Origin of the sequence: Streptomyces sp. HUAS TT11 (assembly GCF_051553595.1) — a bacterium.
Classification (GTDB): domain Bacteria; phylum Actinomycetota; class Actinomycetes; order Streptomycetales; family Streptomycetaceae; genus Streptomyces.
On record NZ_CP196184.1, the window covers coordinates 185393 to 211464 of the forward strand.

At 67.7% G+C, this 26072-nt stretch carries 23 protein-coding genes and 3 pseudogenes; 8 read left to right on the plus strand and 18 right to left on the minus strand.

Annotated elements, in window-relative coordinates; translation table 11 throughout:
- From mfnA to ACSHXN_RS00975, 6 genes are read right to left on the minus strand one after another with little or no spacing between them, the layout of a single operon-like run.
- Window positions 1–1254, minus strand: coding sequence for a tyrosine decarboxylase MfnA (gene mfnA / locus ACSHXN_RS00950; protein WP_438302413.1), 1254 nt, complete (start codon window positions 1252–1254; stop codon window positions 1–3).
- On the minus strand, window positions 1208–2122 hold the full coding sequence (locus ACSHXN_RS00955) for a TatD family hydrolase (protein WP_356111715.1): 915 nt from the start codon (window positions 2120–2122) through the stop codon (window positions 1208–1210). Before ACSHXN_RS00955 ends, mfnA begins: the two co-directional genes overlap by 47 nt.
- A 5-nt stretch (window positions 2123–2127) precedes the next feature.
- Window positions 2128–2976, minus strand: a complete 849-nt coding sequence (locus ACSHXN_RS00960; RefSeq protein WP_356111717.1) for a sugar phosphate isomerase/epimerase family protein — start codon at window positions 2974–2976, stop codon at window positions 2128–2130.
- Window positions 2977–3001: 25 nt separating this feature from the next.
- Window positions 3002–3646, minus strand: a complete 645-nt coding sequence (locus ACSHXN_RS00965) for a class I SAM-dependent methyltransferase (RefSeq protein WP_438302414.1) — start codon at window positions 3644–3646, stop codon at window positions 3002–3004.
- A 26-nt stretch (window positions 3647–3672) separates the two neighbouring features.
- The gene (locus ACSHXN_RS00970) at window positions 3673–4782 is read right to left on the minus strand and encodes a 2-deoxy-scyllo-inosose synthase (protein WP_383358471.1); all 1110 of its coding nucleotides are present in this window, start codon (window positions 4780–4782) and stop codon (window positions 3673–3675) included.
- A gap of 51 nt (window positions 4783–4833) precedes the next feature.
- Window positions 4834–6189, minus strand: a complete 1356-nt coding sequence (locus ACSHXN_RS00975) for a TrpB-like pyridoxal phosphate-dependent enzyme (protein WP_438302415.1) — start codon at window positions 6187–6189, stop codon at window positions 4834–4836.
- Window positions 6190–6503: 314 nt separating this feature from the next.
- On the opposite strand from ACSHXN_RS00975, the gene ACSHXN_RS00980 reads away from it, so the two are divergent.
- A complete protein-coding gene (locus tag ACSHXN_RS00980) occupies window positions 6504–7160 on the plus strand; it encodes a GyrI-like domain-containing protein (protein WP_438302416.1) in 657 nt (218 codons plus the stop codon).
- A gap of 145 nt (window positions 7161–7305) precedes the next feature.
- Here the strand turns inward: ACSHXN_RS00980 and ACSHXN_RS00985 are convergent, their stop codons facing one another.
- Complete coding sequence (locus tag ACSHXN_RS00985; protein ID WP_355132363.1) at window positions 7306–7494, minus strand: hypothetical protein; 189 nt, start codon at window positions 7492–7494, stop codon at window positions 7306–7308.
- A 66-nt stretch (window positions 7495–7560) separates the two neighbouring features.
- Between ACSHXN_RS00985 and ACSHXN_RS00990 the strand changes: the two genes are divergently transcribed.
- The gene (locus ACSHXN_RS00990; protein ID WP_438302417.1) at window positions 7561–8334 is read left to right on the plus strand and encodes a glycosyltransferase family 2 protein; all 774 of its coding nucleotides are present in this window, start codon (window positions 7561–7563) and stop codon (window positions 8332–8334) included.
- 100 nt (window positions 8335–8434) lie between these two features.
- Here ACSHXN_RS00990 and ACSHXN_RS00995 read toward each other — a convergent pair whose 3' ends face one another.
- Window positions 8435–8782 carry a hypothetical protein gene (locus tag ACSHXN_RS00995; protein WP_438306551.1) on the minus strand — a complete coding sequence of 116 codons (348 nt, stop codon included), beginning with the start codon at window positions 8780–8782 and terminating at the stop codon, window positions 8435–8437.
- On the opposite strand from ACSHXN_RS00995, the pseudogene ACSHXN_RS01000 reads away from it, so the two are divergent.
- A pseudogene (locus ACSHXN_RS01000) lies at window positions 8679–9844 on the plus strand (DNRLRE domain-containing protein); the annotation flags it as partial. The gene ACSHXN_RS00995 and the pseudogene ACSHXN_RS01000 overlap by 104 nt on opposite strands.
- Window positions 9845–10017: 173 nt before the next feature.
- On the opposite strand, the gene ACSHXN_RS01005 reads toward ACSHXN_RS01000, so the two are convergent.
- From ACSHXN_RS01005 to ACSHXN_RS01020, 4 genes are all read right to left on the minus strand, one after another.
- Window positions 10018–10797 (minus strand): hypothetical protein, encoded by a 780-nt coding sequence (locus ACSHXN_RS01005; protein WP_355132365.1) that lies wholly within the window; start codon window positions 10795–10797, stop codon window positions 10018–10020.
- Window positions 10798–12209: 1412 nt separating this feature from the next.
- A complete protein-coding gene (locus ACSHXN_RS01010; RefSeq protein ID WP_355132366.1) occupies window positions 12210–12623 on the minus strand; it encodes a (R)-mandelonitrile lyase in 414 nt (137 codons plus the stop codon).
- Window positions 12624–12658: 35 nt separating this feature from the next.
- Entirely contained in the window at window positions 12659–13426 is a 768-nt protein-coding gene (locus ACSHXN_RS01015) for an SDR family NAD(P)-dependent oxidoreductase (protein WP_355132367.1), read from the minus strand.
- Between the two features lie 377 nt (window positions 13427–13803).
- Window positions 13804–14820 (minus strand): zinc-dependent alcohol dehydrogenase family protein, encoded by a 1017-nt coding sequence (locus ACSHXN_RS01020; protein ID WP_438302418.1) that lies wholly within the window; start codon window positions 14818–14820, stop codon window positions 13804–13806.
- A 238-nt stretch (window positions 14821–15058) separates the two neighbouring features.
- Here ACSHXN_RS01020 and ACSHXN_RS01025 point away from each other — a divergent pair, with 238 nt between their 5' ends.
- Window positions 15059–15946, plus strand: a complete 888-nt coding sequence (locus ACSHXN_RS01025; RefSeq protein ID WP_438302419.1) for a helix-turn-helix transcriptional regulator — start codon at window positions 15059–15061, stop codon at window positions 15944–15946.
- A 173-nt stretch (window positions 15947–16119) separates the two neighbouring features.
- Here ACSHXN_RS01025 and ACSHXN_RS01030 read toward each other — a convergent pair whose 3' ends face one another.
- The 3 genes from ACSHXN_RS01030 to ACSHXN_RS01040 form a co-directional block, all read right to left on the minus strand.
- Window positions 16120–16413: a hypothetical protein gene (locus ACSHXN_RS01030; RefSeq protein ID WP_438302420.1), complete on the minus strand. Its 294-nt coding sequence runs from the start codon at window positions 16411–16413 to the stop codon at window positions 16120–16122.
- 435 nt (window positions 16414–16848) lie between these two features.
- The gene (locus ACSHXN_RS01035; protein WP_438302421.1) at window positions 16849–17511 is read right to left on the minus strand and encodes a hypothetical protein; all 663 of its coding nucleotides are present in this window, start codon (window positions 17509–17511) and stop codon (window positions 16849–16851) included.
- Window positions 17512–17851: 340 nt separating this feature from the next.
- Complete coding sequence (locus tag ACSHXN_RS01040; protein WP_356292853.1) at window positions 17852–18118, minus strand: hypothetical protein; 267 nt, start codon at window positions 18116–18118, stop codon at window positions 17852–17854.
- A 175-nt stretch (window positions 18119–18293) separates the two neighbouring features.
- Between ACSHXN_RS01040 and ACSHXN_RS01045 the strand changes: the two are divergent.
- The 4 genes and pseudogenes from ACSHXN_RS01045 to ACSHXN_RS01060 form a co-directional block, all read left to right on the plus strand.
- Window positions 18294–18422: pseudogene (locus tag ACSHXN_RS01045) on the plus strand (IS5/IS1182 family transposase); the annotation flags it as partial.
- 190 nt (window positions 18423–18612) lie between these two features.
- Window positions 18613–18948: a hypothetical protein gene (locus ACSHXN_RS01050; protein WP_438302422.1), complete on the plus strand. Its 336-nt coding sequence runs from the start codon at window positions 18613–18615 to the stop codon at window positions 18946–18948.
- Window positions 18949–19130: 182 nt separating this feature from the next.
- Window positions 19131–19427 carry a hypothetical protein gene (locus ACSHXN_RS01055; protein ID WP_355132374.1) on the plus strand — a complete coding sequence of 99 codons (297 nt, stop codon included), beginning with the start codon at window positions 19131–19133 and terminating at the stop codon, window positions 19425–19427.
- 56 nt (window positions 19428–19483) lie between these two features.
- Window positions 19484–19675 (plus strand): annotated as a pseudogene (locus ACSHXN_RS01060) (transposase); the annotation flags it as partial.
- A 35-nt stretch (window positions 19676–19710) separates the two neighbouring features.
- Here ACSHXN_RS01060 and ACSHXN_RS01065 read toward each other — a convergent pair.
- From ACSHXN_RS01065 to ACSHXN_RS01075, 3 genes are all read right to left on the minus strand, one after another.
- Window positions 19711–20613, minus strand: coding sequence for an NADP-dependent oxidoreductase (locus tag ACSHXN_RS01065; protein ID WP_438302423.1), 903 nt, complete (start codon window positions 20611–20613; stop codon window positions 19711–19713).
- Window positions 20614–21414: 801 nt separating this feature from the next.
- The gene (locus tag ACSHXN_RS01070) at window positions 21415–24144 is read right to left on the minus strand and encodes a glycosyl hydrolase family 95 catalytic domain-containing protein (protein ID WP_438302424.1); all 2730 of its coding nucleotides are present in this window, start codon (window positions 24142–24144) and stop codon (window positions 21415–21417) included.
- Between the two features lie 1481 nt (window positions 24145–25625).
- Window positions 25626–26027, minus strand: coding sequence for a DUF2750 domain-containing protein (locus ACSHXN_RS01075; RefSeq protein ID WP_438302426.1), 402 nt, complete (start codon window positions 26025–26027; stop codon window positions 25626–25628).
- Window positions 26028–26072 lie beyond the last annotated feature (45 nt).

Genomic DNA, 26072 nt, shown 5'->3' on the forward strand with positions numbered 1-26072 from the left:
TCATCCGGCGCCGCCCCCGATCTCACGGTCGACGGCCGTCAGGGCGGCGACCAGTGCCCGCAGTTGCTCCTCGCTCTGATGCCAGTGCACGACCAGGCGCAGGAGTCCGTAGCGGCGGGCGACGGAGGCGATGAACCCGCGCCGCTCCAGTGCGTCGACGAGTTGTCCGGGCTCCGGGTGGCGTACGGTCACGACGGTGAGGTCCGGCGCAGGGACGACGGCGAACCCGGCTTCCCGCAGCAGGTCGAGCAGGAGCTCCCTGCGTTCGAACACCGAAGCGACAAGCGAGCGGTAGCCGGCGCGGCCCATGGTGTGCAGCGCGGCCCAGGTGGCAAGCACCGCGGCGCCAGGGCGGGTGCCGAGCAGACCGTGGTGGTCGTGGGTGCCGCGGTAGTGGGAGGCGACGCGCAGGCGGTCCAGGTCGGCCGTATCGCGGACCAGTAGCTGGCCGGCCGGAATGGGCGCGCCACCGTACTTGTGCGGATCGAGGGTGACGGAGGTGACTCCCGGCACATCGAGGCCGATCGGCGGCAGCGGGTGGCCGAGGTCGCGGGCGAAGGGGACGAGGAATCCGCCGGTCGCCGCGTCGACATGCAACGGTACGCCCAGGGCACTGGTGTGCTCCGCGATGGCGGGGATGTCGTCGACGGCGCCGGTCTCGGAGGTGCCCGCGGTGGCGACGACGAGCGTGGTGTCCTCGGTGACCAGGGAACGCAGCGTCTCGACGCAGACGTGCAGGTCCGGTGTGAGCGGGGCGTACACGGGCTCCGCGCCCAGCATCGTGAGGATTTTGTCGAAGGAGAAGTGGGCGCTCTGCGGCAGCACGATCCGCGTGGGACGGCCCGTGCGGGGGCGCTGCCCGTCCCGGCGCAGCGCTGCGAGTACCGCCAGGAGGTTGGCCTCGGTCCCGCCGGAGGTAGCCACTCCCCCCGCCTCGGGAAGACCGAGGATGTCGCCGAGGAGCGCCGTCACCTCCGTCTCGGCGCGCCGCAACGACGGGAAGATCCGGTTGTCGCCCATGTTGGTCTCGAGTGCCTGGGCGAAGACCTGCCGGGTCACCGGGAGCGGCACGGAGCAAATGGAGTTGAACACCGTGCCGTCGGCGTAGTTGTGGTCGTCGCGGCGCAGTTCGTCAAGGTCGGCCAGGACGGCCGCCGTGTCCCGGCCGTGCTCGGGCAGTCCCGTGGACCGGGCGGTGGCCGCCCGGTCAGCCGATCCGGTGCGGGATGTCGAAGAACCCTGCAGCGTTTCCATGAACGAGAGCCCTCACGGTCTGTTCCGGAACGCCTCCGAGGCGGAGGCGATGGACGGTCTTACCGAGGCCGAGCGGGTCGGCGGAGCCGAAGTGGAAGCCGGTGTTGAGCATCAGACGGTCCGGCCCCCGGCTGTCGAGGATGCGCATCACCTCACGGTGGGTGACCTTCTGGCGCACGGCGAACAGCGCGTCCGCGCCCGGCGAGACCGGCAGTCCGTAGCCGCCGAGCCCGTCGAGGCCACCCTGTCCGTGGACCAGGTGCAGCTTGTGCTCGTCGAGGTCCATCACGGCGACGCGCCCCGGATCGATACCCGAGCGCTCGATGGCGCCGGCGAGCAGCGGCAGCATCGCCGTGAACGCCTGAAGCGGCGGTGGGGTCTCCACCATGACCGGTGTCCCTGTGTCGGCGGCTAGTCGCAACTGTCTTTCCAGCAGCGTCACTTCGTCGCTGGTGTGGTGGCGAAGCGACACCTCGCCCAGGGCCTTCACTCTCGGGTGGTCGAGCCGCTTGTGAAGTTCGTCGACGCCCTCCAGAGCGCTGCGCAGATCGCTCATGTCGGCGGCGTGCACGGCCAGCCCGACGTACAGATCGATGCCGTACACCGCGGCACGGGCGGTCTCGACCTCGATGAGCCGCTCGAACCGCGCGGCGAACGCGTCGCCCGACGATCGGCGTTCGTGGGAGCTGGAGCAGGGGGCGAGCGCACTCGTCACACCGCTGACCGCCATGAGTTCGTAGTCGTCGGCGTTGCGCAGATCGCTGTGGATGTGATGGTCGAAGAGTGGGACGAGGCCGGGTCCGTGCGTGCCCCGGGGCGCCAGGAGTTGTGGCGTGGGGGTCGCACGGCCGGCGGTGGCCGGCCGCACGGTGGTCAGTCTCCTGTGGAGGACTCGGCGGAGGCAGCGGCCGCGGTGAGCACCTCGTGGCTGCGGCGCAGGGCGTGCCGGTAGAGGTCACTGTGGTTGTACAGCTCCACGCTGACGTGCCCCTCGTAGCCGCCGCGGCGCAGGATGCGGAAGAACTCCACGAAGTCTATGTCCCCGTCGCCGGGGATCTCGTGATAGTGGGTGCGGCCCTTGATGTCCTCGATCTGAAAGACGGGAGTGATCGGCAGGTGGCGTTCGACGGAGGCGAGGTAGTCCTCCTCCACGACGCGGCAGTGCCCGAGGTCCTGGGCGAGGGCGAAGCGCGGGCTGTTCAGTTCTCGGGCGAGCTGGGCGACCGCGGCGTTGGTCTCCAGGAAGAACTCCGGTTCGGGTTCCATAGCGAGGATGACATCGCTGTCTGTGCTGTCGAGGATGTCGGTGATGCCCTCCACGAGCCAGCGTCGCGCGTCGGCCGGGTCCACCTCGGGCTTGCGCTTGCCGGTGGCGAAGTTGATCAGCGGGACGCCGAGCATGTCGGCGATGTGTATGGACCGTTTGACGAGGTCGACGCGGCGGGCGCGGCCGGCGGCATCGGGGTGGACCAGTGACGGCTCGAACCTCTCCTCGCTGAGCAGGTTGTCCGCGCCCGCAGCCAGGCAGCAGGCCTCGATGCCGGTGCGCTCCAGCGCCTTGCAGATGATCGACGCCTCGGTCTCGGAGAAGGAGAACGGGTCGATGTGTGCGGGGTGGAGGGAGAGTTCGATGCCGTCGTATCCGGCCTCGGCGACTTCCTCGACGGCCCGCTCCACGGAGAGGTTACGCAGACCGTTGGCGTTGTAGCTCAAGCGGTGCACAGGGGCTCCTTGACAGGTAAGGCCGTCACCGGCAGGCGATGGCGTGGGTGTGGAAGTCGTGCCAGGTGTGCAGCTCGATCTGCTGGAAGCCGGCGCGGCGCAGCATCTTCTCCAACTCTTCAAGGGAGAAGCGAAGATGGCGCTCGTCGGGTCCTGCGCCGTCGGGCTGCCGCGCGTACCAGGCCTCGATCTCCCGGTTGCGCGCGATGTCCGGCGTCTTGCGGTAGTCCGCGATGGCGACGCGGCCGCCGGGTTTGAGGACCCGGTGCATCTCGGCGATCGCCCCGGCCGCGTCCTCGGCCAGTTCGTGCAGAACGTAGGTGCACAGCACCAGGTCGACGCTGGAGCTGGGCACATCCAGGGGGGCGAGGGCGCCGACCTGCGTGGTCACGCGTGCGGCGAGGCCTTCCTTCGCGGCGCGCCGCTCGAGCACCTGAAGGAGCGGGGCGCTGCCGTCGACGCCGTGGACGCTGCCGTCGGGGCCGACCGCGCGGGCTGTGGGAATCGTGGCGTATCCGGTGCCCGCACCGACGTCCAGAACCCGCTGCCCCGGCGCAGCCTGTGCCGTGCGCAACAGCCCCTGGACCTCGCCGAGGGCCCAGCGCAGCGGCCCGTCGAGGCGGTAGATCGTCTCCTCCACCTCGGGTGTGTGGTGCACTGTGGTGTTCATGAGCCCATCCCTGCGGTGTCGGTGGATCAGGCCTCGGTCAGGACGCTCTTGAGCAGTGGTTCGGCGACGGGCGTCTCATAGTCGCCGTCGACGCAGCGCACGGTGCCGACCTGGGGCACGAGCACGAAGCGGATCGCGGCTCCGGCGCGGCGTTTGTTGTCGCTGAGGATGACCTCGACGATCTGTTCGGCCGTCAGCTCCTCGGGCAGCTCCACGACGCTGCCCAGCCGCTGCTTGAGGATGTGTTCCTGGCGGTGCAGTACCTCGGGCTCGCACAGACCGAGGCGTACGCCCACCTTGGCAGCGGCGCACATGCCGATGCCGACCGCTTCGCCGTGCAGCAGTTTCCCGTCGCTGAGGAACTCCACGGCGTGCCCGACGGTGTGGCCGTATTCGAGCATGATGCCCGCTTGCCGCTCACCCGGGTCGAGGGCGAGGATCGACAGCTTGCTGCGCACCACGTCATGGCAGAAGCCCAGCAGGTCATCGTGGACTGCGGCCAGGTCCGGGGTGAGCAGGTCCTCCAGCCGCTCGAACCAAGCCGCGTCGTTGACCAGGCCGTTCTTGATCGCCTCGGTGATGGCGCTGCGGTGCTGACGCACCGGCTCCTGGCGGGTGTAGGCGACGTCCGCCCAGATGAACAGCGGCGCGTGGTACATCCCGAACTGGTTCTTGCCGAGGAAACCGTTGATGGCCTGCTTGTTGCTGAGCGAGCCGTCGGTGAGGTTCAGCATCGTCGTCGGGACGTCGACATATCTGATGCCCCGGTAGGTGAGTCCCGCGGCGAGGCCGGCGATGTTGCTGATCATGCCGCCACCGAGCGCCATGATCAGGGAGTCTTTGGTGATCCCGGCCGCGACCAGGCGCTCGCACAGGTCGGTGAGCTGCTGCCAGCCCTTGGCGGACTCCCCTTCGCGCACGGTCAGTACGTTGACGGCGATGCTCGCGTCACTGAGCGTCCGGGCCAGTTCCTTGCCGAACCGGGCGTGCAGCCGGTCGCTGGTGACGAGGTAGATCTCGTCGAAGGCATGCCGGTGCAGATACGCCGGCAGCTGGTCGGCGACGCTGTCCCCCAGGTAGTACGGGCAGCTGGGGCTCACTCCGCTCGACAGTTCGATGATGGTTCCCCTGGCCACTTCGCTCCTTCGTGGGATGGCGGACGATTGCAGTCCGCGCACTGTGGCGGATCAGGCGCCGTCACCGAGGTGCGCGGTGTAGCCCTCCAGGTCGAGGGCGCCGTTGCCGCTCACGCAGGCGACGATGGTCTCGGCGTGGCCCGTACGGCGGGCTTCGATCGCCCGGTCGACGGCGGCGCGCACCGCGTGGCAGGACTCGGGGGCGATGAGGATGCCCTCGTGGCGCAGCATGAGCGAGCCGGTCTCGAACGCCTCCGTCTCCTTGTAGGCGACCGCGTCGATCAGGCCCTGGCTGCGCAGTACGCCCACCACCGCCGAGCCGCTGTGCTGGCGCAGGCCGCCGACATGGGTCTCGGGCAGCTCGTAGTCACGGCCAAGGGTGTAGGACTTGGTCAGCGGCGTGATGCCCTCCGGGTCGGCATGGTCGTAGCGCCACTCGCCACGGGTCAGCCGGGGGGCACTGGCCGACTCGGCACCGATCAGCTTCAGTCCGTCGCCGCGCTCTGCCTTGTCCGCCAGGTAGGGACCCATCAGGCCACCCAGGTTGCTGCCGCCGCCGACACAGGCGATCAGGGTGTCCTGCGTCTCACCAAGCGCCGCGAGCTGTGCCTTGACTTCCTGTCCGATGACGGACTGGTGCGCCAGCACATGGGGCAGGTTGCTGCCCGAGATGTACCGGGTCTCGGGATGGTCCTGGGCATAGCTGATGGCTTCGCCGATGGCGGTGCCGAGGGAGCCCAGCAGATGACGGCCGTCGCGCAGCAGCGCCTTGCCGACCTGCGTCCGCTCGCTGGGCGAGGGGTACACCTCGCCGCCGAGCAGCTTGATCACTGTGTGCCTGCCGGGCTTCTGCCGGGCCGATACCCCGGCCCAGAAGATCACCGCGTGCAGACCGAACAGTCGCGCTGCCCAGGCCACGGCGTGGCCCCACTGCCCCGCTCCGGTCTCGGTCACCAGGGTTCGTACGCCCTGCTGAGCGGCGAAGTAGGCTTGCGCGATGGCCGAGTTGAGCTTGAAGCTGCCTGTGGGCAGCACGTCCTCGCGCTTGAGGTAGATCCGGGCAGGCGTCTGAAGGTAGGCCTCGAGAGCTCGCGCCCGCAGCAGTGGAGTGGGGCGACCGATGGCCGCGAGCTCCTCGCGGACCCTCTGCGGGACGGGAAGGAAGGACTCGGTGGACGCGTCCTGTTCCTGCACCGCGGCCAGGCGGATCCGGCGCTGGAGAGCGAGCCGGGACGGCTGGCCGTCGCCGCCGTCCCGGGCCGGCGGCAGCGGGATCGGCAGATTGGGTACGAGGTTGAACCAGGCTTCGGGCACATCGTCCGGGGCGCTACTCGGCACGACCCGGGTCGGGTTCCAGTCGGGGCCCGGGGTCATGGCGCCCGGCGCGGGCCGCGATTCGCCGCTCATGCCCCGCTCCGCATCCGCGACGGGTGGAACGGCTCCTCAGTGGCGTGCATCCAGTTCCCCTCTCTGCTCGTCCGGGACACGACGAGAAGCTTCTTCGCTGGATGACGGCAGGGGGAGGGTGAGCCGGAGACGTTGACCGCTGGAGTCAAAGGACACTCGTACAGGAGTCGACCAATTGACCTATATGGCTGATCCGCTCACCCGTGCCCTGTGAGGCAATGGCGCGTTCCTGAGAGAGAGGGCTCCAGCGCTTCGAGATGCGGGGGCCGAATTCATGACTTCCGGCAAGAGCCCGAGCACGAGGATCCGCGCGTATGCCCCTGGACAGCCCCACGCACCACCATCCGTATCACGGACTCTACAAGGCAACATCCGTACCGACACTGCTCGAAGTACCGCCCCTGGAGTACCTCACGGTCGACGGGGAGGGCGATCCTCAGGACTCCAAGCTCTTCGCTGCCGCGATCGAGACGCTCTACGCGGCGGCGCCGGTGCTGGCGTCCGTCGGGCCGCCGCCCGACGATGCGGACCACGGGCTCAGCCCGCTGGAAGGTCTGTGGTGGAGCACCGATCCGGAACTGAACCTCGAAAGCGGCGACCCCGCCTGCTGGCTCAACCGTACGAGCTGGCGCTGGACTCTTCTGCTCAGACAGAGTCATGCGCCGGATCCCGCCACACTGGCGGCAGCCCGCGCGGAACTCACCGAGGCCTCCCACACTCCTGAATCCGCCGCCGCAGCGTCCGCCCTGGGGGCGCGCTCCCTACGAGAGGGCCTGTGTGTTCAGGTGATGCACGAGGGCCCGATCGAGGACGAGCCCGCAACGGTGGGCGCCCTCCACCGCCATCTCGGCCAACAGGGCCTCGTCCCCGCGGGCCGGCACCACGAGATCTACCTCGTGCCCGCCCACACCGCTCCCCCGTCTCGGCTGCGCACCATCCTGCGCCAGCCGGTACGCCGACGGGGCCGGTGACCCGGGCGCGAGGCAAGGTACTCGCCAACGGTCCGGGCGCAGGTCTCGATGTACGTCAGGTCCGGCACACCATCCCGCAGTGGGTTCGGCACGCTGATCACCACGATGTCGAGCCGACCATCGCGGCAGCGTCGGTGGTCACGGATCACGCTTCAGAGTCCAGCACGGCGCGCAGCCGCGCGGAGGTCACGTCCTCGACGTAGGAGTGGCCGGCGGCGAGCTGCTGGACCCGGTGAGCGTCCACGTCGTAGCCGATCACGCGATGCGCCACCTCCGCTGCGTGTACGGCCAGCTGGAGTCCGCCGTAGCCCTGACCAGCGACGACAACATGCATGTCAGCTCCTGCTCGGTTGCGGTGCTTGAATGGACCGTCGTTCCTGATCCGGCAAGGAGATGTGCTGTGCCCCTGGTGTCTGTCGTGATGCCTGTGTACAACTCGGCAGCCACCCTCGGCGCAGCCGTCCGATCGGTGCTTACGCAGACCCACAGCGACCTGGAGCTGCTGGTCACCGACGACCAATCCTCCGATGGCTCCATGGATTTGCTCCGCGAACTCGCCGAGCAGGACGAGCGCGTCCTGCCTGAGTCGGCACCCGAACGGGGCGGTGCGGGCCGGGCCCGCAACCTCTCGATTGAGCGGGCCCGCGGGGACTACATCGCCTTCCTCGACAGCGACGACATGTGGCTTCCGGAGAAGACCGAGAAGCAGCTCGCCTTCGCCGCGCAGGCCGCTGCGCCCTTGACGTTCACCTCGTACTACAAGATGGACGCCGACTACGACGGCGAGAGCACCGACTGGGTCCCGAACGGGCGGATCATCGTCGCGCGGGAGCACGTGGACTACCGCGCAATGCTGGTCCAGGACCACATCGGCGCCTTGACGGCCATGTACGACCGCAATGTCCTGGGCACGAGGCTGATGCCGGAGATGCGCAAGCGCCAGGATTACGCCCTCTGGCTGAGCATCATGCGGGGCGGCGCTGACGCCCGGGGCCTGGCCGAACCTCTGGCGGTGTACAGGGCCCACCAGGCGGGATCGCTGTCCTCCAACAAGCTCTCCCTCGTGCAATACAACTGGACCCTGTACCGCGAGCACGAGCATCTGTCGGTCCCACGGGCAACGCGGGCGCTGGTCGGCGCCGTGTGGCAGTCGCTGCGCAACGCGCCCATATAGCTCCCTGCACGGGCCAAGGTTTCCCGGGGGCGCCCGACCGGGCCCCGCCCCGTGGCCGTGCCACGTGCTCGGGGCTGGACCCGGGGCGGGACTCAGTGGGTCACGGTGCCGTCGGCCGGCTACGTGGCCGAGCCGTCGCCGGACGACGCGCACAAGGACAACTGGAAGAGCACCCTCCGGTCGGTGACCGGGACCCGCTGTGGAGCGCCTCCTGGCCATGCAGGAAGCGGCGCTGGTTCACGATGAGGTAGTCGCCAGGCTGGAGCATGAAGGAGACCTGACCCCGGACGAACTCCCCGGCGGCGTCGGCGTGCGCCTGGCCGAGCTCCGGCCTCTCCAGTTCCCCGTGGGAGGTGTGGTCCTCCGGCGTGGCGTCCACGTCCAGCCGCTGGACGAACCGCCCGACGATGACGGCGAAGAAGGCCACGTCCACCGAGACTCGCGGCAACGCGGGGTGCTCCACTCAGCCGGACGGCTGGATCAACACCGACGTCACCACTCTGGTGCAGGAGTGGGCCTCGGCCAAGGTCACCCGCGGCCACATGGGCTTGCGCGCCAGCGACGAGTCGGTCGTGGCCCAGTGGAAGCGGGTCAACTCCGCCAATGCCACCTCGAACCCGCCGAAGCCGGTCGTCAACTACAACTACCGGCCGCGCACGGGTACGAAGCAGGAGGCGGGTGCGCCGTTCTTCTCCTACAGCGGCGCTTATGTGGTCAACACCGTCACCCCGACCCTGCGGGACACCTTCGTCGACCCCAATGGTGACAAGGTCAACGGAACCTTCCAGATCTTCGACTCCGCCACCAACATCCAGGTCGGCAACGTCATCGTCTCCCCCCTGGGTGAACTCGGGACAGGTCGCCTCCGTGACCGTACCGGCCGGAGCGCTGACCAATGGCAAGACGTACAAGTTCCGCACCTCGCCGTACGACGGAGCGCACTACAACACGGGCTGGTCAGAGTGGAAGACCTTCAGCGTCGACACCACCGCCCCCTCGGCCCCGACCGGCATCACGTCGACGGACTACCCGTCCACGGCGTGGGTCAAGGGCGCCGGACAGGCCGGTACCTTCACCGTCACGCCCCGGGGCACCGACCACAACTGGTTCGAGTGGTCCCTGGATGGACTGACGTGGACCCAGGTCACCACCCGCGGGTCCACCGCGGCCAAGGCCATCAGCATCACCCCGCCCAAGGACGGCTCCCACACCCTCCAGGTACGGCAGGTCGAGGAAGTACGACTCCGTCTCGTTCTCCTGGCGCCGTTCCGACGCCGACACCTGGACGCAGATCCCGGTGGCAGACGTTCTGAAAGGCGGTCAGGCCCTCGCCTTGTGGCCCGTACCGCTGTTGAACGGCAAGAACGCTGCCCTCGCCTGGCACGCCACCAGCACGGTCGACCCCGATGGAAGCGTCCAGATCGAGGCCGACTTCACCGGGCCGAACGGGGCCGCCGGCAGTACGCAGCCACTTCCCGTGGTCATCGACCGCAACGCGGACGGCGCCGCCCCAGGGCGGTCATGCCCCGCACACGGAGAAGCCCCTGCTCATCGAACAGCGAGTCCCCTTTGCCGCAGCGCACTCAGGGCTGACAAACCTCTGCGAACGACGCCCGGCCTCGTCCAGGCGGCGGTGGAGGGCACCGCCCCCCTGGGCGAGGACTTCCGGGCGTCGTTCGTCGGCTACTTCAGGTTGAGTGCGTCCCCGGCCGACACCTTCAGCGAGGTGGTCGTGGTGCCGGGGAAGTACCAGCGCCAACTGCCTGCGGAGGTGACGGTCACGTGGGTGGTCAGCTTTCCGGCGTCGCCCGTCGTCACGGTCTTGACCGTGTTGTAGTGGGCTGCGCCCTTCTTCCTGAACTGGAGCTTGACCTGCTGTCCGGTGAACCCGTGGTACTTCAGGTCCTCCCAGTTGGCCCGCGACAGCTTGCCGGTGACGGTCACCTTGGCGCCCTTGGCGACCTTCGCGGGTGCGATCACCGTGGTGAGCTGGGCAGCCCGCTTCACCTTGTACTCGGCGATGTCGTCGGAGATCCAGTAGTCCCCGTCGTTCGCCTTGACGGTGGCGTCGACTCGCCAGACACCGGCGACCCTGTTGGTATCGATGGTGTCGCTGTCAGGGATCCAGTCCGGGGCGATGGTCATCGTGGCCCGGCACACCGAGGTGGTCGCGCTCTTCTTCGTGCATGACGAGTCGCCGTTCCAGGTCGCGAAGGTGTAGGCGTTCGTCCTGTTGAAGGTGAAGACATCCGTGAGCTTCTTCACCCCCGAGTTGTCCTTGATGGTGATGTCGATTGGGTACCGGATCGTCTTCGTCGTACCCACGATGACGTTGCCGCCGCCGTTGACGACGGTCTTCACCACCCGGATGTCGCCCCGCCCCTCCGCGTGCGCTCCGGTCGCCGTCGTCAACAGCAGGGCCGCCGCCCCGCCGGCCGCGGCCCAGGCCGTTCTGCCTCTCATAATCCTCCCCTTGTCGTGCACGTGCCAGGAGAGACTATGTGATCACGGACCTTCCACGGTGTTCGGCCTCCAGACTGGGGCCGACTTCCTCAGCTTGACCCTGAAGCTGATCGGAAAATCCATGTTCAGGAGGACAGACGGCAGCACCCAGGCCGCTTGCGGACCAACCGGACCCGGGCGGCGAGCTACGTCCGTCCCATTGCGCCCGCGCGAGCCCGTCGGCCGGCCGGGCACAACTCCCCCAACGCCGGGTGCTCCCCGGCGGCCTCCTGCTCCACCTCTCGCCCCCGCTGGTGTGTGCATCGGCGTTCATGTTCCCGCCGGTGCACTCAATCACGCACACAGCCTTTGCGATCTCCGGCCACATCAACGCTGCAAATCACCACTGGTGTGCCGGGTCGAGGCCGACCCCCAGACAGGCCGGGACCGGATGCCCGGTGCCCACTCCCTACCGCGTCCAGCTGGTCGCGTGTAAGGCATCGGCCGCTCGACAAGGTGGCTTTCTCCCCAGAGGGAGGAGGCGGCGCATCGTGGGGACAGTAACCCTTCACGCCGCTCCCAACGCCAGCCCCCTGTATAGGCCTTCTCACTGCATCTGCGACAGTCTCGTCCCATATGCCCGGCCGCAGGTCATACCGCCCCACAACGTCCAAATCCCGTCACACTCTACCCGCGACACCGCAGGCCGGAGGCGGACGACCACCGCAACCTCGATGAGACCTCACACGCGATTTGGCCGGCGGAGGCGGCGCCGAGATGGCGGCTCCGGAGACCGGCGGTGGTCGGTTGGTGCATGGGCAAGCGAAGGTCAGGCGATGGCGGCGGGTCAAGCTACAGCTGGCGTGCAAAAAACCGTCCCGGTGGTACGGGGGGAGCCACCGGGACGGCTCGCGCCAGAGTAGCGTGCTCGCGTGGGGCGGCTGCTGTTCACCTGGTTACAGGTATGTGAAGTGATTCCACACAGAGGTGACTTGGGCCGTGAATCCCGTTCAGTGCCACGCTCCCCCGCGCACTGCACGACAGGCCGCCGGACTCCGGTGCGGGCCCGCCGACATCCCGCCCCGCGCCACCCGTCAACATGCGCTCGTACATCAGCCCAGGAGCGCAATAAGGCCCTCGGCCAGGAGCACTGTCAGGGCGATACCGAAGGGGAATGCCAGGAGAAACTCGGCGACTTCCGAGGATCCGGTCTCATGTACCGTGTCCGCCGTGGTCCGACTTTGGCCGCTTCTGCAGCCTGGACCGCCAGGCCGCGACGGCGTTCCAGCGTGCGTATCACCTGCTTGTGGCGGCCGAAGGACGGCCAGCGGCTGAATGTCTGGACGCGCACGAGCCTGCCGTCGGTCAGGCTGAGGGAGAGAACGCCCGCCCTGGGTTCCCAGTCCAGGGCACACGTCTGTTCAAAGTGCTGCCTACTGGTTGCGGCGGCGATGCCCCGTGTGCTGCTGATCGGTCACGGGTTCGGCCCACTCGGTTTCGGGGGTGCCGTCGCCGGTCGTTTCCCACAGGGCGATGTGTTCCATGAAGTGGTCGGGGGTGGCGCCGTGCCAGTGTTCCTCTCCGGGTGGGCAGCTGACGGTTTCGCCGGGGTGGGCTTCGAGGATGGTGCCGTCGCGGGTGCCGATCAGGGCGATGCCGGAGACCACGTGCAGGGTCTGCCCTACGGCGTGGGAGTGCCAATTGGTGCGGGCGCCGGGCGAGAAGCGCACGAGGTTCGCTCGCATCCGGGACGGCTCTTGGCCGGCGACGATGACGTCCCACCACACGTCTCCGGTGAACCAGTCGGCCGGTGCCTTGCTGGTGGGCTGCTGCTTGATGAACTCCATGATGATCCTCTCAGCTGTTCGTGTGGTGCACGCGGTCACTGGGCGACGTAGCCGCCGTCGACGGGGAGGGCGACGCCGATGACGAAGCCGGCCCCGGGGCTGCACAGCCACAGGACGGCCTGCGCGATCTCTTCGGCCGTGCCCAGGCGGTGGAGGGGCTGGCCTGCCTCGGCCTCGGCGCGGCCGAGTTCTCCCTTGGCGATCATGTCGTTGACCATGGGGGTGTCGATGGTGCCTGGGCAGATGGCGTTGATGCGGATGCCCCGCGGGGCGTATTCGAGGGCGGCGCTGCCGGTCAGGCCGATCACGCCGTGTTTGGAGGCGTGGTAGGAGGCGCGACCGGGGATGCCGACCAGCCCTCCGAGGGATGAGCAGTTGACGATCGCGCCGCTGTTTTGGGTACGCATGTGGCGCAGTTCGTGCTTCATGCTCGCCCAGATGCCGCGCAGGTTGACGGCGTGGACGCGATCGAACTGGTCGGCCGGCTCGTCCGCGGCGTCGGCGGGCGGGATCTGGATGCCGGCGTTGTTGTAGGCCATGTCGAGGCGGCCGAAGGTGTCCACGGTGCGGTCGACGGCGTCGGCGACCTGGTCCTCGTCGGTGACGTCACATGCCAGGGCCAGCACCTGATGGCCCTCGTCGATGAGCTGCCTTGCGGCCGTGTCCAGAGTGGTCTCGTTGACGTCGATCAAAGCGACGGCCGCGCCGGATCGGGCGAAGGCCCGGGCAGTGGCCAGGCCCATGCCGGAGCTGGCGCCGGTGACCAGGGCGACCTGGCCGCTGAAGTCGTACGTGGGGTTCATTGCGCGCGCTCCAGGGGGCGGTGTGAGGGACGGATGTCAGTGCTGTGATCCGGGCGGAGCCGGCCTTCCTGCCTCTTCGCCGCGGTGCGCGCCGCTCGACGCGAGCGCGATCGGCAGCAGGTTGAATACGGTGGCCGCCGCGGGCGTGACCATCCCCCGGCTGTCGCCGAACCCACCCGATCGCAGTTCCGCCCGTGTATCGGCATTGCAGGACAGGCGAGCCACGGCGATGGCAAGCGGAGGTGCAGCAGCCAGCGCCAGTCCGGGGCCCGCACCGACGAGGCAACCCGTCACGGTGAGTCCCGCGCGGGAACGCACCGGTGAAGAGGAACAGGCCGCACAAGGGCTCGCGTCCAGGAGAGGGCTAGAGGTGCGGGTCAGGGCGTGAGCAGGGCCTTGATGGCACGGCGCTCGTCCATGGCCCGGTAGCCCTCGCCAATCTGGTCCAGAGGCAGGACGAGGTCGAAGACCTTGCCGGGGTTGATCCGGCCCGACAGGACCCGGTCGATCAGGTCGGGCAGGTAGCGGCGCACCGGGGCCGGCCCGCCGCGCAGGCCGACGTGGGAGAAGAACAGCTCCTCGCCGTCGATCGCGACACCGTGGGGGACGCCGACGAAGCCGACATTGCCGCCGGGCCGGGCCGAATGCAGTGCCTGCTGCATGGCCTGGGCGGTACCGACGCACTCCAGCACCGAGTCGGCGCCGATCCCGCCGGTGAGGTCCTTGATCCGGACCACCCCCTCCTCGCCACGCTCAGTGACGATGTCGGTGGCTCCGAACGCGCGGGCGAGCGTCTGGCGGGGCTCGTGCCGACTCATCACGATGATCCGCTCCGCGCCCATCTCCTTCGCCGCGACGACAGCGCACAGACCGACAGCACCGTCGCCGACCACCACGGCGGTCGAACCGGGCGTGACCGCGGCGGCGTCGGAGGCCCACCAGCCGGTGCCCATGACGTCGGAGACGGCCAGCAGGCTGGGCCAGAACGGCTCGTCGGGCCTCTCATCGGTGACGACCAGGGTGCCCTGGGCGTTCGGGATGCGCACGAACTCGGCTTGGCAGGTACTCATGAACTCACGGTTCAGGCAGCTGGACTGGAAGCCGTTGCGGCAGTTGGCGCAGGTGTTGTCCGAGGTGGCGAACGAGCCGATCACAAACTGGCCCGGCTTGACCGAGGTGACCTCGCTGCCGACCTCTTCCACGAAGCCGACGTACTCGTGCCCCATCGGGTGCGCTTCGCCGATCGGCTCCAGCCCGCGGTAGGGCCACAGGTCAGAGCCGCACACACAGGTGACGGCCGTACGGATGATCGCATCGCTCGGCTGGAGGATCTTCGGGTCGTCCAGGGTCTCCAGGCGCACATCGCCGGGGGCGTGGATCATTGCTCCGCGCATGAAAAGGTTCCTTAAGGGTGCCAAGGCGGGCGGTACGGGCGTACCGGCAGCCGCCGAATACAGGTGCAGACCCGGCGCAGAGAGCGAGCCGGGTACGGGCCCCACGCCTGCCGAGATCACGGCAGGAGAAGAGCCACGCCCTCCAGGTAATCCGGTCACTTCGTGTGCAGCGAGTCACCCTCAAGGGGTGTACTGGCGGTACATCCCTACGGCCGCGTGCGGGACGTACGGTCGAGGTGTGGACAACCGTGACGAAGTCCGCGAGTTCCTCACCTCGCGGCGAGCAAAGATCACCCCGGAGCAGGCGGGATTGCCTTCCGGCAGCAGACGGCGCGTCCCTGGTCTGCGCAGGAGCGAGGTCGCCGCACTCGCCGACATGAGCGTGGAGTATTACGCCAAGCTGGAGCGCGGCAGCCTCGCGGGCGTCTCCCCGCCCGTCCTCGAAGCCGTCGCCCGCGCCCTCCAGCTCGATGACGCCGAGCGCGCCCACCTCCTGCATCTGGCGCAGGCCGCCGACGGATCCGACGTCCTCACCCGGGCCCGGCGCCGCACTGCCCGGCAGTGGACCCCGCACCGCAGCCTGCAATGGACTCTGGACGCGATCACCGCCGGCCCCGCCTTCGTCCGCAACGGCCGCATGGACCTGCTCGCCACCAACCACCTCGCCCGCGCCTTCTACAGCGACGTCTACGCCACACCGCACAACCAGGCGAACCTCGCCCGCTTCAACTTCCTCGACCCCGCCTCGCACCGCTTCTACCCCGACTGGGACCAAGCCGCCGACATCGCCGTCGCCATCCTGCGCACCGAAGCCGGCCGCAACCCCCACGACAAGGACCTCCACGACCTCGTCGGTGAGCTGTCCACCCGCAGCACCGAATTCCGCAGCCGCTGGGGCGCCCACAACGTCCGCCACCACGGCACCGGCACCAAACGCTTCCACCACCAGGCCGTCGGCGAACTCACCCTCGCCTACGAGGGCCTGGACATGGCCGCCGAACCCGGCCTCACCCTCACCATCTACAGCGCCGAACCCGGCTCACCCTCGGAAGAAGCACTGCGCCTCCTCGCATCCTGGACCGCCACCCAAGAAGCCGAGCCCACCACACGACAAGCAGCAGGCTGACCGCTTACTCACGCCTCGCCCACGTCGGGCCTGCCACGAACTGGCGGTGATGCGGTCGTTGTCGGGCAGCCCGGTCGAACACGCACAGCACAGCGCGGCGCGCGGCCGAAGGTGGGCGTGCACAACCGACCTGGCTCGCCCGGATGGCAGGAGGGAGCGCCCACTGCACGGAATCAGTCCTCGTCGGCGACCTGGGATACCCCATGCGGCCGGGCGGCCTCGTCGCCATGAATGAACATGGCGAGTTCGTCGGCGTACCTCTGGCGAGCCATCCGCCCGTGCTCCTCCTGGAGCTCGGCAGCCTCACGCAGCGCGGCCAGATGCGGCACGTACTGCTCGACCGCATCACGCAAAGCCTGCGGCATGACCTTCGTCAGCTGAAGCGGCGCTCGCTCCACACCACGTCCGGGATCGAGGCACAGGCGGAGGAGACCACGGACGTCCTCCTCGGTGTGCAGGTCGTTCATCGAGCTGCTCCTTCCGGTTGACAGCCGAGGCAAGCAGGGCACGCCCCGGTAGGGCGCCGCATCCGGTGCCGGCTGCGGCAGCCTCGGGTACCCACAGAACAGGCCGATTCTGTGCTCGCCGGGGCTGCGTTCGCCGGACTGCACGTCGGCGAGGAGCGGCCGCGCGGCGGTCGAGCCTCGATGCGGCTTTCGCCTGCAGTGGCCGAGCCGGCTGTGCCGAGCGCCGATGTGGAGCCGGTCCGCTGCGTCCACGCCCGCGGTGATGAGGATTCTTGACATTCCTCGGGGCTGCTCGCGTTCCCCCGTTGGTTGCGCGGTTGAACGGAAGGGTCGGCTTCGCCTGCCAGTTGAACTGGTCGACCGCTCCTCCTCGTCAAGGGCGCCTACGACGTCATGTATCCGCTCCTGCCTCCGGAACGACGGGGCATCGCCGCTCTACCGCTCAGCGGCGCCGTCGTCACCGCCGATCTCGTAGATACGTCCTTGAAGCCGCTCGCCGGCCCAGTCCAGCCCGACGCCCAGGTCAAACCAGTGCCGATCCTTGCGCACTCCGGGTGGTGAGAGGTTCACCGCCGCCCAGGAGAACACCCCCAGGAGGACGGAACGCCCGTGCTGCGTTGTGCGCACGGACAACGCAAACGGCGCGGCAAGTGCCGCACGGGTGACCAACATGAGCTGTTCGTCGTCAGAGTGCCGGCGCCCACCCGTGAGAAACCGGGGCGTTTCAAGGATCTTGACCCACTCGACCACTGCGTCCGCCACCTGGGCGCGCAAGGACTCTTCGATGCCCTTCCGGACGGCGGTCGCGGGATCATCGCCGAGCCAGCCGAGCCAGTGATCAGGATCAGTGAGCTTGCTGAAGTCGTCCTGTGGCATCCCGTGACGGAGATTCTCCTGGTACTCACCTGTCAGTTTCCCGCTGCTGTCCACCAACCACGCGCCGCGGATTGCTTCGGGAGGTACGTAGCCGTTCGGGTCGTCGATGTACGTCGGGTCGATCTCGGCGACGCTGCCACCGGGATTCTCAGCAGCCGCAGCCAGTAGCGCCGGTTCGTTCGGTATGCCCTTGCGTCGGCTTCGCGAGCCAAAGCGCCCCACGTTCCCACCCCCACCGTTGCCCGCTCAGTTGACCGTGATTGTGCCGTACCGGTCAGGACCACATGAGGGGAGGTGCGTGACGGCAACAGGTGAGTGGGGACTCAGCAAGCAGGCCTGTCTCACCCCCAAGCAAGGGGTGGGGATTCTCAAAGTGCGTCATCAGCTGGGCGCATCGCAGGCAGCAGCTGCCGCAAGGAGGCGCGAGCCGGCCGCCGAACCCCCGACATCTGGCGGTCCACCACGGCAGCCGCTGCTGCACGGCGAACACGACAGCCGGTCCGGACACCCGGCCATTCGTCCGCGGCTCCCGCAACGCCCGCCGGCTTCTTCGGGCGCACGCTCACGGGATGTCGCCGCACCAGTGGAACAGACGGCCATCCGCCTGCCTGGGCGCATACAGGGCCCGGCCACCCGGGCCGTAGCGGCCAATCTCCGTGCGCAGGGCGACACCTCCAGCCCGATCATGCGCAGACCAGTTCGTGACATCCAAGAGCAGACCATCCAGCGGGCCCGCCACCAACTCCGTGTACACGCGCCCGTGCCGTGGCCCGGCGTCCTCGTGATCAGCCCCGTAAACCCGACCCCGCATGAACTCCAGCTCATCCATACTCAACAGGGTCGCAGCCGCCACTGACAGCCCTGCCGTCACCCAATCCGCTCGAAAGCCGCTGCACACGACATCACGCATCGCTCACTCCCCCGTTACCATCTTTGTGGCTCCGCAATGGGGCCTCCGACCTTCGGGTCCGGCATGACTTCTCCCTGCTGTTGTTGATCTCGTCTGCTCCAGACGAGGCCCACGCCGCCGTAGCCCGGCCAAACTCGACGCCGACAAGGGATACGACTACGACCACCTGCGCCGATGGCTGAGCAAGAGAGGTATCCACCATCGCATCGCCCGCAAGGGCGTCTGCTTCGTCACCTGAACATGATCGCGGACTTCCCTTTGTCCGAGCCCAGTTGGGCCGGGGGCAGCCGGTGCTAAGGTCTTGTTGATCGGGATACGGGGGGTATCAGGTGTTCACAGTTGTCACGGCTGCGGTGTTCATATTGCTGGCGCCGCACGTGGCTTGGTACATCAACCTTCCTTTCCTCCTCGTCGTGGCAGTGTGCTTCCTCGCGGACACGGCATCGAAGAAGAGACACGTCCGGTACCTGGCCTTCGGCTACCTTCTCTTCATCGACGTCGCCGCGCCCTACGAGACGAGCCGGAAGGACGGCTGGAACTGGGTCGCATGGGTCGACCTGGTCCTCCTGCTGGCAGCGACTCTCGTGGCGGCGCTCCTCGTCCTGTCCGGTCAGGAGAACATCGACAGCACGCGCCCGGCACCCCTGTCGGCGGCACGCAACCGGCCGGTTCCGGTGCCGCGCCGACGCCCCGCCCGGGTCGCTGCCCTGCGCCGTCAGGCGGAGCGGGCCGCGTCCCGCGCCCGCTGACCGGGGCGGTCGAACAGGCGGATCTTTTGCTCAGGGCGGACTGGGACCATCCGTGGATAATCCAAGTTCCTCGTTTCTCCGGCGTCTCTTGATCGAGGCGCCGGCGGTGGTAACGGTACCGGCGTCGCGGTAAAAGCCATGGCTGAAGAGCCCCGTAAGCGCGGCAAAGGGTGCGGACGACCTTGTTCGACTGCGTGTGGCCTTTCTCTTCGTTCGACAAGGCCACGAAGGACAACCCGACCGAAGTCGACGGGAAGCCCGTTATCCCGGTTAAGGTGATTGACGACGAGATCGCGGGCGGCATGTACACCTTCTCCGTGGCCGCGGAGGGCAAACCGTACCTGCTGCGGGTCGATCACGAAGAACCTCCCTACAAGCGCGTCACAAAGATCAGCGGTTTCAACGACCACCTCGGCATCCAGCCCCCGGCGGCAGCTTCGGTTCTGGACCTCAGCAAACTGCCGTCGGGCACGTCTTGAGGCGTCATCTGATCCACGGCCGTAGAGTTTCTCGCGCGCCGGCCGAGGCCGTTCCGCTCGTCCCGACCCTGAAGAAGCGAGCTGCCGATGTGCTGACCTCCTTCGACGGTCCCGGTACATCCAACGGTCCAACGGAGGCGATCAACGGCCGCCTCGAACACTGCCGTGGATCCGCGCTCGGATTCCGCGACCTGCTCAACTACATGGCAGGGTCCCCGCTCGGGACTGGCGGATTCAGGCCTCAACTTCCCCTTCAACCGTGCAGAGTCCCTTTGAAGACCGGTCAGCCCACGAGTAGCACGAGTTTGCCGCGCACAATCCCGGCTTCGCCGACGCGGTGCGCGTGGGCCACCTCGGTCAACGGGAAGGTCTGGCCGACCTGGATGAAAAATCGTCCCGTTTCGGCCATGTGAGCGGCCTGGGCCAGCGCGTAGGTGGCGCGGCCGCTGTCGCCGCGGCTGAATCGGACGCCCGTCTGCCGCGCGCCGCGGAAGTCAGCGACCGTGATCACGCGCTCGGGCGCGCCCGCGAGCTTCACGAGTTCGAGAAGGACGCCGCTGCCGGCGACGTCCAGTGCCAGATCGACACCTGACGGCATGATCGCCCGGACTCGTTCCGGCATTCCCTCGCCGTATGCGACCGGCTCGGCCCCCAGCGCGCGGAGGGCGTCGTGCGTGCCTGGACTACCCGTGCCGATGACACGCGCGCCGCGCTCCACGGCGAGTTGGACAGCGGCACTCCCGACGCTGCCAGATGCCCCGTTGATGAGCACGGCGCTGCCTGCTGTGACGCCCAACTGGTCGAGCGAGCGCGCTGCGGTCTCGGCTGCCGCCGGGATCGCTGCAGACCTCACATAGTCGAGCGTGTTCGGGATCGGCGCCCAATAAGACAGCACGGCCAATTCTGCTTGGGCGGCACCGTACAGTGAGGCTCCGAAGACCCGGTCGCCGACCTTGATACCCGAGACATCGTGGCCGATTTCGTCAACGATACCGGCGGCCTCGTAGCCCAGGGTCTGTGGCAGTTCCTGGTCCATCAAGCCCTGACGCTTTTTCCAGTCGCTGGCGTTGACCCCTGCGGCGCGGACCCTGATCCGTATCTCTCCGGCACCGGGATGCGGATCGGGGAGGTCGACGATCTCAAGGACCTCCGGGCCGCCGAACCGGCTGAACTGTGCTGCCCTCATGACGCACTCCTTCCGCGGAAGGAGTGGCGGATCGTCCGATACCGCGTGTGCGCGTACTCCCTGCCCGGCCATCCGCGCGGGCTCAGAGAACGTTTCTACTCCGATGCCTCGACCCTACGCCATGACCGCCCCGTCTGTGAGATGGCTGAGCGTGAGCGGGGTGCATGGCTCAAGGCCTGGACGCGAGCATGGCGGCACCGGGGTCGGAGAAGGAGAAGCGGGTTCCTGCCTATCCCGCCGGGCACGACGACATGCCCATCTATGATCCTTGCTGCATCGAGGAGGCCCTCAATCCCCTCTCCGGATTCCGTGACGCAATCCGTTGCGTGAAGGCAGACCTACCTGTCGTACGGCAGGCCGAGCATGGCGGAGAGAACGAACTCAGGGCTGCCGGCTGAGCGGTGGCTCTCAGCCAGTCGGAGATCCGGATGGTGTGCACGGGCGAACATCCAAGTTCCCATGGACGCTCAACGAGTTTCTGCTCGTGCCCAACCGGACTCTCACCCACGTTGCCACCGCGGACCGGGATCTGCGGGAAGTCCCGGGAGGTCACCAGGCCGAGCAGGCGGGGCCGTGGCGGGGCCGTCGTCGTCGGGTGACCGCCCCGGTGCTGTGACCGGTGCGGGGGCTGGTTCGGGAAGCGTCTATTGTCCGCGTGGTCGGAACGGAACGCCAGGTGCTGCAAGTGCCCAAGGTCAACGAGGGCCTCATGGCGTGAGGCCGTACGGTTCCATGGGCCCGGCCGGACATCGGCGGGGCCCATGAAGCCCGGCCTGCGGGCGTGATCGTCCCTCGGAGGCCCTACGGCGTGATGCGCAGGGCGTCCACCATCCCTACCGAGGTACTTCGGTTGACGATGCGGATGGTGTGCGTGCCCTGGGTCAGCCCGGTGCGCTGCCATACGGTTTGCTGCACCTGTCTCGCGCCGGACACCCGTAGGTCCACGGTCGCCTGGAAGACGTTGTCGAGATATACGTCGACCGTTCCCATGTCGCCGTTGCGTTCGGAGAGGTAGGCAACTCCTGTTCCGGTGAAGGTGTACTGGGCCACGGCGTTCAGCGTCGCGCTGTGATGGGTGTCGTCGTTGTAGTCGCCGTATCCGCGCCCGCTGGTGGCGTGCCAGTTGCTGTCGTAGGTCAACTGTGTGTTGTTCACCATGGGGTTGGGAGTCCGGGCCATGCCCAGCGTGGAGGTGGTGCCGCCCAGGGTCTTCTCGCCCTCGTTCGCGGACCCGGTGAGCCGTACGGAACTGTAGCTGGACAGCGGCTTGGCCGTGCGCTCCACCACGTACACCTTGCCGGCGGACGTGGGGAGGTCGAATTCGGCGGCGCTCGTGGTGAGTACGGTGGTGCCGCTGGAGACGTCGCGGACCCTCAACTGCTGGCTCCCCCAGGGGTTCACGACCCGCGTCGCGTTGCCGTACAGACTCTTGATGCCGACGTACTTCACCTCGCCGGCCTCACGCTCCGAACTGACCGTGAAGCCGCCCTTGGCCAGCAGAGTGAACCGTCCCACGAACGAGGAGTCGCTCGGCGCCGCGGGGAAGACGCGGATCTTGTCGTTGTAGGACTGGAGCAGCGACTCGTTGAGAGCAGCGAGGTGCACTCCGAGGTATTCGAAGACGCCGTTGGTGTTGTCCGTCATGCCGTTGGGATAGGTCTGGTACTTCCGGAGCATCGTCTTCATGCCCTGGTAGGCCTGGTCGCCCAGTCCCAACCGGGCTGCCTGCACGGCGTCGTTGGCCCATACATTGCCGTACGGGAAGGGGCGTGCGTTGAAGGTGTTCACGGCCTTCTGCTGGTCCGGGTAGCCGATGCCGGTCCGGTCGTAGGGCCAGATGATCTCAGCCGCCACGTTCTCCCCGTTGCGGGTCTGCGCGAGCGGCGGGGTGTGGGGCAGATAGACGTCCGCGGTGGACGGATAGGCGATCAGGTTGTCCACGATCCGCTGCCACTGCGGCCGCAGTTCGGCGTCCAGGCCCAGGGACTCGGAAGCACGGATCGTGAGGGGGAACAGGGTGCGCACCGCCGCGAGGTCGGTAATGGCGTTCGGTACGTTCCAGTACGTCTCATGCGCATGCGAACTGGCCACGTAGTACTTGCCGGACGCAGAGTCGTAGGACAGTTTCGCGGCGTAGAACTTCACCACGTCACGCATGAAGGGGTAGGCGGTGTTCCGCAGGTAGGCGGAGTCGTTGGTGTACGCGTACTGGAGGTACATGTTGTACGCGGCCTCGGTACCCGTCGACCAGATGTTGTTCGTGAAGTCGCTGTTGACCGTGCCCCGAGCGTTGCCGTCCCAGCCCATGGTCTCCGGCACCCACAGCCCGTCGACGTTGTAGCGGGTGCGGGTGTACGACTTCAGCGCCGCTGAGTTGCGGCTGTAGAGGCGGTTGAAGCCGGCCAGCAGGTCTACGTGGTTGGAGGCGAGGAAGGAGTTGTAGATGTCACGTTGGTTCCAGAACCAATAGGCGTTGCTCCATTTGGTCTGGTCACGGGTGGCCCGGAAAACGCCGTTGATGAAGTGGAATGGATTGGTTCCGTATCCGCCGGCGGCGATCATGTATGTGCTCAGGTAGTAGACGTTCTCCAGGTAGTCCGCGTCCCCGGACAGCCCTGAGTACTGCACGAACGACTTGCCCCAGAAGTCGTGCCACCAGGACCGGAAGTCGTTGAGCGTCGCGCTGTAGCCGCGGCTCTTGGCCGATGCCAGAGCGCGCTTCGCCTCGGTCACCGAGTCGTGGGAGGGCGCGTTGAGCCGACTGCTGGCGGTGAACCAGATGGTGTAGCTGGGTGAAGGGGTGATCGACAGCCGCACGGTTCGGCCGTCGACGACGCGTGCGTTGTAGGCCGCTCCCTCGACCGTGGCTGCCAGGGTGTACCCGAAGTTCTGCGGGTCGGACTGGCCACGGCTGAGTCCGGCGCCTGTGGAGTCGGCGTACGTCGAGACCGTCTTCCAGGTGTCGAGGTTGGGCACGTCACCGCTGTTGCCCAGTTGGGAGGTGTCCCACAGGCTCAGGTCGAGGTTGACCGCGGAGACCCCGGAGCGCGAGTCTTCGACGTGCACGCCCATGACCTCGGAGTTCGGCACGCCCATCACCGTCACCGTGCGGTTGGCGTCGTACTTGGTGGTCAGGGTGCCGTCGTAGAGCGATAAGCGTTGTTGGTACGTGCTGTAGCCGCTCTCCAGTGCCGGGGTCGTGGACAGGTTGAGCAGTCCCGCGCCGAACGCGGTCTGCTGCGAGGTGTCCACGCCGGACACCTGCATGGTCAGCCCGTTGGCCTGCCAGGCCATCGCGCCTGTACGGCCGTTGCCGACGGTCAGCCCGTGCAGCGGGTTGGTGGTGGGCCGGTTGTAGACGAGGTCGTGTTTGGACAGGTAGGCGGCGCGATCCACGTTCAGGGCTCCGGTGGCGGAGTCGAACGCGGCGTCCGTCGGTGCCGCCGTGGCCGGAGCCGTAAGGCCGACGGCGGTCGCGGTCATGATGCAGACGGCTGCGAACGCGGCTCGCACAAGTCTGCGCAGTCTCATCGATTGCCCTCCTTGCTGGTCATGGGGGTGACGACCGGTGCCGGACAGCGCGGGGCCTGAACACGACCGACTGATCTCGGAGTTGATTAATCCGATGAATCGGCCGGACGGTTTCTTCGACGCGCTCACTTCCCTGCACCGTACGAGGGCACGGAGAAGCACTGCGCCGATGAGGACATGAAAGAACGACCTGAACAAGGCGCACGAGATCGGTCCTCTCGAAGCGCCTGCGGCAAGCTGAGGTACGGCGTGCGAGTACACCACGACATCGGCATGGTCGCGTCAAAGAAGAGTAAACGTCGGATGTCTTGATCGGTCAACACTCAGCGCAAAACCTCCGGGCCCCGTGCAGCAGGTGACGCGGCTGAGCAGGCACTGCGCGACGTGCCTCAGTGGCAGGCCCGCTGGCGCATGGAAGTCCTACGCCCCGAAAATCGCGCGGAGAACGGCAGACGGCCGACCCGTCATCCGTTCCACTTCACCGAGGGATACGCAAGCCCGCCAACCTGCCGGGCTCCACCGAACGCGCTGTGATCAACGCCAATCACGGCGAGCCGGCCTGGGGCGTCCGGGGGAAGCTGCCAGGGAGGGCGTGGCGTGGCCGGCTATGAGGTTCCGGATGATCTCACGTCGGCCGCGCACGGCATGTGGCAAGCATTCCGAAACGGTTCCGCGTACGACTTGCGGATCGTGGACGGGGCCGAGGAGTCCGTCGCCCCATCGGTCTGGGGGGTTGGCGCATCGTGCGAGCCCGGGTGTCGACTACTCCCCCACCGGTCCGTTCCCGTTCTTCCCGGCAACTCCCGCCTGACGCGTCGCTCACCAGGCGGACTACGACACCAAACGCCTGGTCTACCGCCCGCGGGAGCACGACGCCGTCATCGTCGGCAGCGGCACGACTGCCCGCCGCAGCCGCCGGCGGAGTGGCTCAACGCTCACAGGCCCGATCTGTTCCTGGAGAGCGACCGTCTCATCAACGACAAGGGCAAGCGCATCGCCCTGCGCTACACCCGCCGCCCGTACGGCCCGTCATTGTTCACGGCGTTGGGGTGGCGCGGTGTGGACCTCGGCAAGGAGTCATAGAAACCGGAACGCCGCACCGACTCCATCCAGTACTACGTGTCGGCCCGCTTGCAGGCCACCGGCCCCTTCGACGGCCTCCTCGACGACGGCCCAGGCGAATCAGTCGATCTCGTCGGCCTCAGGGTCGACGGCCGCTACCCTGATGTACGCTCATGCACCACAAGTACTCCTCCAAGCCCACTCCCGGCACACGGCTGAACGACCTTCGGCCTGCTGCAGTGCGTGGATCTCACTGCGCACGGGCGCCTGGACGCGCTGCTCCGTGCGGGGGCCACTCACCCGGGTGGCGAGTGCGGCCAGAACAGGCCGCGCCGCCCGTCGAGCGATCATCGACAAACCCGATCAGAAGTTCCGTATCTGCACACGCCTTCGTTGTGCCAGCCGTCACTCGGCCGAATCTACCGGTCGTGTAGTGGCTCGCCGAGCGCGTGAACAAGACGATTGACTACTTCACCGACAGCGAAGTCCCATCCAGTCAGACGCTGTCCGCTCCGGTTAATCCCCACCCGGAAGTCATCCTTGGCCAGATCCGGCAAGGCCGCGCTTCGCCAATGATCCAAAGGCATTGAAACAGCGCGAAATTGAGGCCCCCATTGCTGAGCGGCGTGCTGCGCACGGGTCTTCGACGACCAATAGGGGAAGGCGGGTTGCCCAGAACTTGAGACCGGGGTCGGACTGCCGTCGTCGTCTCGAACCCACCAAACGGTACGAGTCCGAGCGATCTCACGGAAGAAGGCCGCTGCCTGAGCCCCGCTTGTGCTCACCTGAATCCTCCTAGATCGCCCCGGCTTCAGCAGCACGCTCGAGTGCCATAGCAGAGGGCCACCGCAGGGCGCTGCCCACGC